This window comes from Paenibacillus sp. MDV22-iso6 (assembly GCF_058408365.1).
The window spans coordinates 284,873-297,005 of the sequence record NZ_JBZVDZ010000002.1 but is presented as its reverse complement, the minus strand read 5'-3'; the positions used below and the strand labels follow the sequence as shown (position 1 = coordinate 297,005).

At 48.9% G+C, this 12,133-nt stretch carries 8 protein-coding genes and 1 pseudogene; 4 read left to right on the top strand and 5 right to left on the bottom strand.

The features are described from left to right. A pseudogene (locus AC4PM4_RS07565) lies at nt 1–895 on the bottom strand (YVTN family beta-propeller repeat-containing protein); the annotation flags it as partial. A 454-nt stretch (nt 896–1,349) separates the two neighbouring features. On the opposite strand from AC4PM4_RS07565, the gene AC4PM4_RS07560 reads away from it, so the two are divergent. After that, nucleotides 1,350–3,044: a sigma-54 interaction domain-containing protein gene (locus AC4PM4_RS07560; RefSeq protein WP_488731152.1), complete on the top strand. Its 1,695-nt coding sequence runs from the start codon at nt 1,350–1,352 to the stop codon at nt 3,042–3,044. Between the two features lie 283 nt (nt 3,045–3,327). On the opposite strand, the gene AC4PM4_RS07555 is transcribed toward AC4PM4_RS07560, so the two are convergent. Continuing rightward, entirely contained in the window at nt 3,328–5,397 is a 2,070-nt protein-coding gene (locus tag AC4PM4_RS07555) for an nSTAND1 domain-containing NTPase (RefSeq protein WP_491613250.1), read from the bottom strand. A 344-nt stretch (nt 5,398–5,741) separates the two neighbouring features. Here AC4PM4_RS07555 and AC4PM4_RS07550 point away from each other — a divergent pair, with 344 nt between their 5' ends. Then, nucleotides 5,742–6,026 (top strand): hypothetical protein, encoded by a 285-nt coding sequence (locus tag AC4PM4_RS07550; RefSeq protein ID WP_491613249.1) that lies wholly within the window; start codon nt 5,742–5,744, stop codon nt 6,024–6,026. Nucleotides 6,027–6,080: 54 nt separating this feature from the next. Here AC4PM4_RS07550 and AC4PM4_RS07545 read toward each other — a convergent pair whose 3' ends face one another. Then, nucleotides 6,081–7,751, bottom strand: a complete 1,671-nt coding sequence (locus tag AC4PM4_RS07545; protein WP_491613248.1) for a PucR family transcriptional regulator — start codon at nt 7,749–7,751, stop codon at nt 6,081–6,083. A gap of 189 nt (nt 7,752–7,940) precedes the next feature. On the opposite strand from AC4PM4_RS07545, the gene ald reads away from it, so the two are divergent. Beyond that, a complete protein-coding gene (gene ald, locus AC4PM4_RS07540) occupies nt 7,941–9,074 on the top strand; it encodes an alanine dehydrogenase (protein ID WP_063567665.1) in 1,134 nt (377 codons plus the stop codon). A 151-nt stretch (nt 9,075–9,225) separates the two neighbouring features. Here ald and AC4PM4_RS07535 read toward each other — a convergent pair whose 3' ends face one another. Beyond that, entirely contained in the window at nt 9,226–10,143 is a 918-nt protein-coding gene (locus AC4PM4_RS07535) for a PD-(D/E)XK nuclease family protein (protein WP_063567666.1), read from the bottom strand. 264 nt (nt 10,144–10,407) lie between these two features. Here AC4PM4_RS07535 and AC4PM4_RS07530 point away from each other — a divergent pair, with 264 nt between their 5' ends. Beyond that, nucleotides 10,408–11,091 (top strand): hypothetical protein, encoded by a 684-nt coding sequence (locus tag AC4PM4_RS07530; protein WP_063567667.1) that lies wholly within the window; start codon nt 10,408–10,410, stop codon nt 11,089–11,091. Between the two features lie 126 nt (nt 11,092–11,217). Here the strand turns inward: AC4PM4_RS07530 and AC4PM4_RS07525 are convergent, their stop codons facing one another. Continuing rightward, complete coding sequence (locus AC4PM4_RS07525) at nt 11,218–12,105, bottom strand: helix-turn-helix transcriptional regulator (RefSeq protein ID WP_063567668.1); 888 nt, start codon at nt 12,103–12,105, stop codon at nt 11,218–11,220. Nucleotides 12,106–12,133 lie beyond the last annotated feature (28 nt).

Here is a 12,133-nt window from a genome sequence, read left to right as displayed (position 1 = left end):
TTGCTCCTGTCACTCCAGTGTCGCCCGTTGATCCCGTAACCCCGGTGGCGCCTGTTGCTCCCGTTACTCCAGTGGCTCCTGTTGCTCCTGTCACTCCAGTGTCGCCCGTTGATCCCGTAACCCCGGTGGCGCCTGTCGCTCCTGTTACTCCAGTGCCGCCTGTTGCTCCTGTCACTCCAGTGCCCCCCGTTGATCCCGTCACTCCGGTGCTGCCTGTTGATCCTGTCACTCCAGTTTCGCCCGTTGATCCCGTCACTCCAGTGCTTCCTGTTGGTCCTGTCACTCCAGTGCTTCCTGTTGCTCCCGTCACTCCAGTGTTGCCTGTTGCTCCTGTCACTCCAGTGTTGCCTGTTGCTCCTGTCACTCCAGTGTTGCCTGTTGCTCCCGTCACTCCAGTGCTGCCTGTTGCTCCTGTCACTCCAGTGTTGCCTGTTGCTCCCGTCACTCCGGTGGCTCCCGTTGCTCCGGTTGAGCCTGCCCCTACACCTGTGGCACCTGTGGCTCCTGTCGCTCCGGTTACACCTGTTATGCTCAGGGTTTCACCCAGCAACTCCTGAGATACCAATCGGTGAGCCGTGACTAACTCTCCTTCGGCGTCTTTGCCCCATACGGAAATTTGTGCTTCCGGGGCAGCGATGTCTGCTGTGGAAAATATAAACTCGAACGCATCAAAATTTGCACTATAGTCTTTGGTTATGACCTGATTGGGCAACACATTAAACAGTTCTTCTACATATAACGTTCTGACTCCATCGAGATAGTACCCCAAAAGAAGAACATTATATACATCTATTGAATCCCGATTATCGATTTTGACGGTGACGAATTGAGTGGGGCGGGTACCGGTTACACCTGAAATATTGTTTTCAATGGGTCCGGTTGATAGAATGGCCATTTCATCATCCTCCTTTTTATTCTTCTTCATGCGGATTGAGCCTTCGTATAGCATTATTCAGAAGTTTCTTAATGGTGTGGACAATTCATGTTCTATATGAATAATCACTTAAACAGCCCGGTATCAGGGTGAGAGATAATAGTGCAGTTCACCATTTAAATGTCAGTTTTAATAACTCGCACCTCACTTGAAATGCTGATTCGTTCATATCAATTAACAATTATTCCTAAACAATAAAATTGTAAGCGCATAACAAAAATAAAAAATCAATATCCCTCTCTTCTGCGCCGATAACATGTATGCTTCATGTCAAAAAATATATACACACTACATTTGGAAAGCTATAATATGGGTAACCATCATCCCCCCAATCATTTCATTTGGGGGCCACTTGTAAGTAGCTCGTGCAACAGGTGTACTTTCCGAAAGTTATGCCCTAACTGAGGTGATATCGATGAAACATTTACTTCCAGAATTAATGACCTTATTACGTACAGATATGAATATCCTGGATTCGGGCCTCTCCATGCCCGCCATCCCTTCAACCACTGGACTGGCAGACGCCATCCCCCTTTTCAATACCAGTCCTTACCTGTTAGTGCAGGATGATGGACCTCTATTGGGCTATATCGCTGTATCCGATATTCTGCAAGAAATGATGCATGCCCATCGGCTTTTGGAGGCTTATTTCGAGACAACACTGGAGACAGCAGGCTCAGCTCTGACATTGATTAATGAAGAAGCAAAGGTGACCTACTGGACATCGGGTGCAGAGCACGTTTTTTCCATCAACAAAAAAGATATCATCGGCAAACCGGCAGCGGATTTCTTTCCCCCGGATCGCCTTCAATCGCTCAAAACGTTATATACAGGGGAAACTGTGTATCGAAAGCAGCACCAGCCAAGGCCCGATCTATTCGCCCTGATTAATGCACGTCCAGTGCAACTCGATGGACGTATTGTAGGCGCGGTTGCCGCCGAAGTGGATATAACAACCGAAATTCGTCTGCATCAAGAGTTATTACATATGACATCCAAAGTCCAGCATCTGGAGAAAGCCGTTGCCCGTCTACGCCCGGATTCCGATCCGTTTGCCAGAATCAAGGGTAGCAGTCCGGTAATCAACCATTGTCTGGAGACTATTCGCAAGATCAGTACTACCTCAGCTACCGTGCTCATTCTAGGAGAGAGTGGAACGGGCAAGGAGCTATTCGCCAAAGCCATTCACGACCTGCGTGAACCGCAAACAGCTCCGTTTATTGCCATTAACTGCGGAGCTATTCCTGGTTCATTATTTGAAAGTGAGTTATTTGGCTACGAGAAGGGTGCATTTTCAGGGGCTGATCCCAAAGGAAAAAAAGGGAAAATTGAACTGGCCGAAGGCGGTACGCTCTTTTTGGATGAAATAGGTGAAATGCCGCTGGAGCTTCAGGTGAAGCTATTGCGTGTATTACAGGAGAAAAGTTACTTCCCTGTTGGCGGAACACGTATGAAACAGGCAAGCTGTCGGATTATCGCCGCAACCAATCAGAATCTGCTGGGCATGATTGCCCGCAATCAGTTCCGGGAAGATCTCTACTATCGATTGAATGTCATTAACCTCGTCATCCCTCCCCTGCGTAAGCGCAAGGAAGATATTTACGAGTTGACACAGACCTTCCTGCAAGAGTTTTCCTTGCTCTATAATCGTCATATTGAACTGGTCCCTCCCGAGGTGTTCAAGCTGTTATTCCAGTATGACTGGCCGGGTAACGTACGGGAATTAAGAAATGTGATTGAACGGATCACCATTCTCACCACGGATGGCGAGGTCAAGCCTGAATATCTCCCTGACACCTTCATTTCATCCATTGATCAGGCACAATCCATATTGAACGAGACAGTGCAGCTTCATCCACAGCCTGGCCTGGAATCAGGCTCGTCACGTTTACCTGGCAGCTCGGACCCAGCTGTTTCAATACATGAAGGAGAACAAGACGAGTCGCAAGATACTTCCACCCTATCTTATCAGGAGCAGTTGGACACCTATGAGTCGGAACTGCTGCTGCAATATCTGAAAGCCGCCGGAGGCAACAAAAGAACGCTCGCCCGGCAGCTCGGCATCTCCAGAGCAACGCTCTATAACCGCATGAAGAGGCTCGGTCTATGACCAGCCTCTTCTTGTCGTTATAACGGTACTGACGGAACCCCATTGCCACCATCATCCAGATAGAAGAACCGGCCGACTGGTTAGTGGAAACGAATCGTTAATGCTTCAATTTCACTAACCTATCGACCTTACTTATGTAACCCTGGATTTTATATGATTCCATCAAAAAAACACGCAGGACCAGCTCTAAAGGCCGGTTACTGTGTGTTTTTTGGTTTATTCCAATGATATTAATTTCCGATAATGCTAATTTCCAATGAAATTATATTATGCTTTCTATCACCTATAGCACTCTTGCCAGTCTGACCAAAGCCGCTCGCAAATGCCGATAGAATGTGGCACGACTCATCGAGCATGCTTGCGCTGCGGCAGTTGGATTGCCAGCATGTGTCCAATAGGCCGTGTATAACAGCATCTGATCCTGCTGGGAGATACCATGAACCCGGCCCTCCAGCAAATCCAGGATATGAGTCTGTAATTGAATTCCATCCGTCAAGCCATTCACTCGCGCTGCGTACCCATGCAATTCTCCGGGAGAGTGCAGATGAGTCAGCATTTTGCGTACATCCTGTTCGGACCAGGGAACCTGACTCACGCCAGATGTCCCCTGTTGTAACCCGCTGCTCTTTGTATCCGGACCCAAAAGGGACATCACCCAGTCACCGAATTGCCCGCTACGTAAATCCAGATCCAACACAGATGCCTGATCTTCATACAGGTCACATAAACGAGTACGTGCTCTTTTACTCCGAAAACCAATGTTCTGCAAAAACAGCTTCAGATACGGATTGGTTGCGACCAATATGACCCTGGCCCCTTCTCCCAGTAGTGACAGCCGATCCAGCGACATATAACCCACAAGTTCTTCACGTTTGTAACCTGGCACATCATCCCTTGCTGCAGCGAGTACCGCAAAGTGAGTATCCGTCTGGTCCGGATCACAATCCAGCTCTTCTGGTGTGAAACATTCCTGCATTTCGGCCGGAAAATAGTTGCACAACATCCCGCTGCTCTCCCGGTGCACGAGCACCGTAATGAACATCGCGATCGGATCGCCCTCCTTGTCACGCATCAGTACAATTCCCTCAGGATAACGCTGTGCAAGTTCGTCTAAAAAAGCAGGATAAGACGGCGCCTGCCAGGGCTCCACACTATATTCACACCACTGTTGGAGCAATTTGTGCAACGCCGGCAAATCTTCCGCTCGCATCACTTCCATCGGAGAAAATAGTGAATCTGCCGATACATCAGCATACTTCCGATGCTGTAGCATGGATTCCTGACACAAAAGGAGCATTTTCCTGGTAATCTGGCGTCTCTCATGTGGATCCGCTTGTTCATGGAGCGGCTTCAACAGCCCCGCTATTCGCACACGCATGGCTTGCAGACGCTGTGGTTCACGTTGGCGGAAATCCCGAAGCAAATGCAGTCTGGCCATATCATGCAGCGCCAAACCATTAGGACCGGAACGGATAAATGACATACGCCTCAGGACGTTGTATTCCTCAAGCGTCACCTCTGTTTGCAGCACGGATGCCAACAATTCCTGATTCGCCGTTTCCAGCAGCGTTAATACCTCTACCATGGGGTGCAGGCGGGGTAGCGTCAATTCAAGCAGCAGCCTAGCACTAATCATTTGTGACAATTCGGCCCAATCGGAAAGAGGTATATTCCTGCGCTGATCCGCTGCCTCCACAGCAAGCGCCAGCCCGAGCGGATGTCCATCCGTCATACGTGCAATCGTCCCCGCTATGCTCCTGTTCAATGATCCTGCCACCGCAATGTATTCGGACACTTCTTCACCCGTAAAATGTTGAAGAGGCATCTGCACGAGGCGCTGCCGCAACCTTGGATGTGTCCGCCATGCTGAAGCCGGCTCCGGTCGTGAGGCCAGAATAATAAGTACTCCATATAACGGGAGCTTGGATACGAAGACTTCCATAAACCAACTCTCCAGAAGAGCCAGCTCCTCATAATTATCCACAGCAAGGACCAGCCGCCTCTGAACTGAAGTTTCACTCAGCAGGCTTAATGGCCGCTTGTTACCATCACTCCCCATTGTCTCAAGTCCCAATGTAGAGGAGAGATACTCCAAAAAAACTGACGGTGTAGAGCCGCAGGATCTGCCATCCATCCATATGGCAGTTGCCCCCTGGTTTCGAGCAATGGACAACATCTCGGACAGCAAGGATGATTTACCGATCCCCCCCATGCCCGTAACTGAAAAAATGGTTAAAGGTGCTTCCGGATTACTGAGCCATCGGTCCAACAGCATCAGTTCCTTGGCTCGACCCACAAAACGTTTTCCATGACCATAATGGCTGTCGTATTGAATCTCACTACTGTTTTCCATCTGTGTCCTCCGTACTAGATACTGGTACTTTCCCTTAACCGTATTTTCTCACAAGTTGAGACTATATTGAGACGCACAGTTACATGTGAAGTGATAAAATCTAGATAAAAGCCAAATTATAGTAAAATACACAAAACAGCTGTATGCAAACGTTTAACACTGGGTACATACATCTTTCATGAGGATGTTCAACATATTCGCCATTCCGCTAATCGAGCACACCAATCAAGTGGGCATTTAATGTGATTCAGAACGCTGAAGTCCATAAGCAGCTACTATTTTCAAACTTCATGCTTCCCTTTCAGAACCTATACAGCCCGATATTCCAGGAAAGGCGGATTTGTGTGAAAAAAAACCTCGATATCTGTAATCTGAGCGGACAACTAGGAATCAACCGTGAACGACTTGATGAATGGTTGCGTCAAACCAATGTTACATCCAAAAAAATGGAGACGGGAACTCTTCCGGAGCGCAGCTCTTCACCATATCGCTTGGCTGCTCCCACCTCATTATCCCTTGCACCTTCCTCTGGCCAACCGAGACTGTTTCGCGGCCGCCGTCCGGATTCTGGCAACCCTGTATTACCGAGAGCATTACGACAAACTCGTCGCATCAGTAAAAATTGCTAGACTGTGCATGTTTTTCAATAGTGCACAGTCTAGACTGTCTTCCAGCCTGATCCATCAAGACGAAAAATCCTGTTCCTCCTCGATCATGGCATGAGCAAGCAGCGCCATCTCCAGGCAGATTCTTCTTTCCTGATCCATAAAATCAGGTCCCATTAATTCTTCTAACTTCTCCAATCTATTGTACAGAGTTTGCCGATGTATGAACAATTGAGCAGCTGCATCCCGCTTGGAACCGAAGTTTTGCAGAAAGGCATCCAAGGTCTCCACCAGCCTTAGATGATGTGTCCGATCATATTCAATCAGAACACCCAGATGGTCATTCACAAAAGGCTGCAGAAACGATTGGGGCAATGCTTTTAACATTTGATATATACCCATACGTTCGTAAAAATGAATATGTTCTAGCCGATCTACGGATCGTGAAACTTCGATGACCTGATACGCTTCCCGCAGACTGTCTGGCAATCCTGTTAAACGGTTACGCACCTTGCCAAATCCGGCATGGATCGTAACCTGCTTCAGGTTGCGACTCGCAAATCTCTTCACATCAACAATAATGCCTTCAAGTGACTTTACCAGTTGATTTCGTGTGGATGTCTTGCTCTCTTCCTTGGCACAGCATACATATACCTGATTATTTTTCAGCATGATGAGGCTGGCCAGATTGTTCTTTTTGAGTAATGAACGCAGCAGAACCAGAATATCCTGATGGTTGGTTTCCATTCGCTCACGGCCGATGCCTTTCAGACGGTGCTCCATCTCAATAACCCCGCCGGCAAACCAGTACTGTCCCTTTACCAGCAGACGGAGCCCCATTCGGGTCTGCGCCTGCTCTTCATGAAGAATGTTACCGTTCATCAGATCCTGGATCAGTTCATTCTGGTTGCGTACCATCTTCTCCTCCAGAAACTGCGACCGCAGAGTCAGTGCCGCCGCAGCCTTCGCTGTATAATCGAGCAATAGCTTAAGATACTCGACGGGTGCTGAAGGATGTACAACCATGCCTACCGCGGAAAAAACCTGACCAAAACATACGACCGGGTGACACAGTAACACCTGTTCCTCATCCAGATGGAACCATAATTCGGTGTCTGAATCATTGAGATCCAGATGCTCAACCTCCTGTTCGTACCATGTGTAGATCGCTTGCTGTGTCTCCGAAGGTGGCTCCGGCACAAAACTGCCCGGTTCCATGGACGAGATATACACAACCGGTTTGGCCGCGTATTCATGCAGAAGATGAAGTACAGCCGACATGTCTGTACTCTGTAATGTTCGCTGCTGAAGCTGACGGGAATAGGTTTCCAGACTCTTCAGCAGTTGGTGTTGATGATTAATAAGCAAAGCGTGAATATCTTGCGTGATCTCAACAAAACGGACCGGTTGCTCAAACACGATAAGTGGGAATTGATGCCTGTCAGCCAGTTCAATCAATTCTTCGGGAATGCCATGAATGCTCGTACCAAATTCCACGCAGAGCCCCGCCGCTTCGCTCCGGATTAACTGGAGCAGATATTCTTCGCGCCCTTCTTCCGATTGAAGCCATAGTCCAGTGGATAAAATAAGATCATGGGGACTTACAAATGGAGAAACATTGGTAATCTCCAACACATGAACCCATCCAACCTGACGTAATGTTCCTTCTTCCCCCGCAGCAAGCCGGGCTTTGGCAAAGACGGGGCGAGCCAGAATATCCTTTATCGTAAACACGCGGTCATTTCTCAATATCGATCCCTCATAGTGTCATTTTTTCTTACATTATAAGCGATGGGTAAATGTCCTGAATAGTCTTTTCTCGACATTATGTTGAATCAATTCTTCAAAACATAGACATGAGGTAAGGTGCAAAACGATGATCCAGGTCATAAACTTGTAGTATAAGCTAACAACCATTAAATGGACGAGGTGATGGCGATGAGAATCGGAATTCCGAAAGAAATCAAAAACAATGAAAACCGTGTAGCAATGACCCCAGCTGGAGCTGCTGATTTTGTCAGAGCCGGACATCAGGTCATGATCGAACGTGGCGCAGGATTGGGCAGTGGATTCACAGACAACGAATATCAATCGGCTGGAGCGGAGCTTCGGGATACAGCTTCAACTGTGTGGGCTGAGGCAGATATGATCATCAAGGTCAAAGAACCCCTTGCCAGCGAATACGCCTATTTCCGTCCTGGCTTGATTCTCTTCACCTACCTGCACCTCGCAGCGGAACCTGCACTGGCAAAGGCACTGATTGAAAGCCGGGTAACCGCCATTGCGTACGAGACACTGGAAGTTAACGGTACGCTGCCTCTGCTCACACCGATGAGTGAAGTTGCCGGACGGATGTCGGCTCAGATTGGAGCGCAGCTGCTGGAGAAAACGGAAGGTGGCAAAGGCATTCTGTTATCCGGCGTACCCGGCGTAAGCCGTGGCAAGGTCGTCGTTATTGGTGGCGGGACGGTGGGCACGAATGCCGCCAAAATCGCGATTGGTCTGGGTGCGGATGTGACCATCCTCGATTTGAATCTGAATCGTCTGCGCCAGCTGGATGATATTTTTGGCAATCAGATTCATACGCTGGTATCGAGTCCATCCAATATTGCGTCGGCTGTTGCGGCTGCCGACCTGCTGATCTGTGCGGTGCTGATTCCAGGCGCCAAAGCGCCAACTCTTGTCAGCGAGCAAATGGTTACCACCATGGCACCTGGTTCGGTCATCGTCGATGTGGCAATTGATCAGGGCGGAATTGTGGAGACCATTGATCATATCACGACTCACGATGAACCGACCTATGTGAAGCATGGTGTTGTGCATTACGCGGTAGCGAACATGCCAGGCGCGGTGCCGCGCACGTCTACGGTGGCGCTGACCAACGCCACCATGCCTTATGCGCTGCAGCTGGCGAACCACGGTGCAGCCGCCGCGATTCGCGGCAGTTCGTCCATTCGCAGCGCGATAAACGTGCTGAATGGACATATCACGTATGAGGCGGTTGCCCGGGATCTCGGGCATGCCTATGTTCCCGCAGGACAGGCGCTGGAGAATACCGCCGCGGTCCAGTAATCTTGATATGACCGTTCCACCTGGCGCCTTGTCGCCGGCCTGTGGAACGTAATAGAAGCGCCAGTCCGGGCAGATCCTGTCCAGGCTGGCGCTTCTTGTTTTATTTTTACATGAAATAGGAATGAGATCTGAAGATGCTTCGGGTGGCGCTCTATACTACACGTTCGCTGCACACCTCACGGAAATTACAGTCCCGGCAAGCGCGGCGTGAAGGCATTGGCGTGAAATACGAGACGTCCTTGGGACGGTTGTAATACTCATCATCCACACAGGAGCGCATCTCCGCTATATACCGCCCCACGTTCTCCTCCACCTTCAGGATATCCTCTTCCGTTGCCGTAAACTCTCGGTGTGTCCCGGTTAACAGGTACTCCACCCGCAGCTCAATCTGCTCCAGTGGAACCCGGTAATGCTCCCTCACATAGGATGCGTACAGCATCAACTGATCCGAGAAGTCATCCTCCTTGCCCGTTTTCCAGTCCACAATGACGATGTTGCCGTTGCTGCGACGATATAACAAGTCCATCTTCACATACACACGCGTATCGTGCAGCATCATCGTATCCCATTTCTCAATCTCCAAAATATCCGTACTCGCACGGGACAAGTCCTCCCACGTGAGCGTCTGATACAGATTGCCGACACAGGCCGAGGCTCGTTCTTTGATCGTGGCAATCCGGTCATTCAACGTGTCATCCCCGTAATACATCTCGGACAACATCACCCGGTTCTTGGGGTCGAGCCGCCACTGATCCTGATCCATGGATTCCACATACGCCTGATTCAGCAGCTTGCGCATCGTCAGTTCCAGGAAGTGCTCACGAGGTTTATCCTTGCCTTCTTCCCTGCTACGTACCGCCGATTCACACATCCGATGTGCGAGGTCACCGAATACGAGGTATAGATTACTGAGCTGCTTCAATCGATACAGACGTACCTGCATCTCATCAGCCGACTCTGCCTTCCAGCCGTTATGGGCTCCATAATAATGATAATAATATTTGCGCAGGCACTCATCGAACATACTCGCCCGCGACTGCGAATAAGACCACTGCGGGTATTGTGCCATAAGATATTCTGCCTTTCTGTATGCCGGATCTGCATGAGATCCCTTAATGCTCACAGTATATAGGAAAGGGCAAAAACGCCGCAAGCACCCTTCCGTAATTTTCTTCTATCCGCAACCGTTTCCGATTCAATGCGTAACGTTTATATAGTAACATCACCAAAAGATGAAATTACAACGCAGAACACATACTATACTAAAAGAGTACAGGATTTTGCAGTTAGACAGATGAATTGTACAGGCATATCCTAAAAGGAGGCACCACCCATGAATCGACCGGATTGGTTCCAGGCGGAAGAGGCATTACAACAAATCCAAGTCATCGGAAGCGACCGGAATGAGCTCGTGAACATCATTGGCCATGTAGAAGGACTGAATTGTATTGGTACAGGAACGGATGCGGCGGTATTTACGTATGACGGCTTGCCACAGTATGCCTTCAAGATGTACTCAGATCATGCCCTGGACAAACTTGAAAATGAAAAACAGGTATATGAGCAGCTCAAAGGCCTGCCCTACTTCCCTACCTATTACGGCAGCGGCCGGAATGTTCTTGTGATTAGTTTTGAAGCGGGAGATACCTTGCTCGAATGTCTGGAAAAAGGAATCCCGGTCCCCGAGCAGGTCATGCTCGATGTGGACGAAGCTCGTGAGGCAGTACGCAGCCGTGGCCTGAATCCACGGGACATTCACCTAAAAAATGTAATTCTCCAGAATGGACGCGGAAAAGTCATCGACGTCTCGGAGTATATTCAGGACGGCAACGATAATCGCTGGGAGCATCTCGTCTGGGCCTATCACAATATTTATCCACGGATCAAAGGTACGCCCATCTCCCCACGCATGCTGCAAACGATCAAATGGGGATACAATCAACTGGATCAGGCCAATATCAAATTGGACGACCTCTCCAAGAAGGCCAACCGATTATTCTCGAAATTCATGAAATAAGCAATGTTTATAAAACAGATCAAATGTTTGTTCTGATATCTGATATTCATAAAATAATCCGGATTACTCGCACATCTCTGGCGGTGATCCGGATTTTTGTTTGTACCCTGTTGACGCAAGGCCTTCCTATTTTAAACGCCCCTGCGAGGGTGTCATCCCTTTGTATTGTTTATACAGCTTCGTAAAATAGTTAGCATTATCACAGCCAACCTGAGCAGCGATCTCGGTAATGGTAAGGCTGCTCTCCTGCAGCAACTGTTCGGCTTTCGTCATTCGGCACCCATTCACATATTCTACAAAGGTGCGTCCAGTCAGTTTTTTGAACATTTTGCAAAAATGATACGTGTTCAGACCCACCTGACCGGCTGCCTCGGTAACGGATATTTTCCCTGTTGGCTCCGCTTCAATCTGCTCAATCAAATGTTTGAAACGTTCCCGATTGGGAAAATACGATCCCTTTGTTTTATCAGGAAGCTGGTGTGGCATAAATGTACGGGCAAGCAGTGTGAACAAGGCATGCAGCTTGGATTTCACAACCAGTTGGTAGGCAAGCGGCTGTGAGGCCATCTCCTCGATGGCTTCATCCAACAGGGAGTAATAGCCTTGGCAAGCTATGTCGTGCTCCGCCGGTTTTACCGGGAATCTTACCTTCCCCTCCAGATAGGGAGCAACATATTTCAAGTGAACGGGATCATGGGTAAAATCATGAAATAATGCACTGTTGAGCACAACCGAATCAAAATGGATATCCCCTTCCTCCAGAGCATACCCAACATGCAGCGCCCCTCCAGGAATGATAATAACCTCACCTGCTTGAGCTACGTAAGGCCTGCTGTCGATATGAAACAGTGCACTTCCCTTCCGCATAAAAATCAGTTCAAAGTGTTCATGCCAGTGCAAGTACAGAATGCATTCTTCCGTTTTCATCCCCCAGCAACGATTCTGGAACAGCTGAAATGGATGCGATTTATGGTCAATGCGGGTATTTTCGTGAAGCGCTTTCAGGTCCAGCACGCTGTCTCCTCCTCTCCCCACAAGATCA

Coding starts and splice junctions, on each gene's coding strand:
- AC4PM4_RS07530 (WP_063567667.1), top strand. CDS start 10,408: ATGAATCGACCGGATTGGTTCCAGGCGGAAGAGGCATTACAACAAATC.
- AC4PM4_RS07555 (WP_491613250.1), bottom strand. CDS start 5,397: ATGGAAAACAGTAGTGAGATTCAATACGACAGCCATTATGGTCATGGA.
- AC4PM4_RS07535 (WP_063567666.1), bottom strand. CDS start 10,143: ATGGCACAATACCCGCAGTGGTCTTATTCGCAGTCGCGGGCGAGTATG.
- ald (WP_063567665.1), top strand. CDS start 7,941: ATGAGAATCGGAATTCCGAAAGAAATCAAAAACAATGAAAACCGTGTA.
- AC4PM4_RS07560 (WP_488731152.1), top strand. CDS start 1,350: ATGAAACATTTACTTCCAGAATTAATGACCTTATTACGTACAGATATG.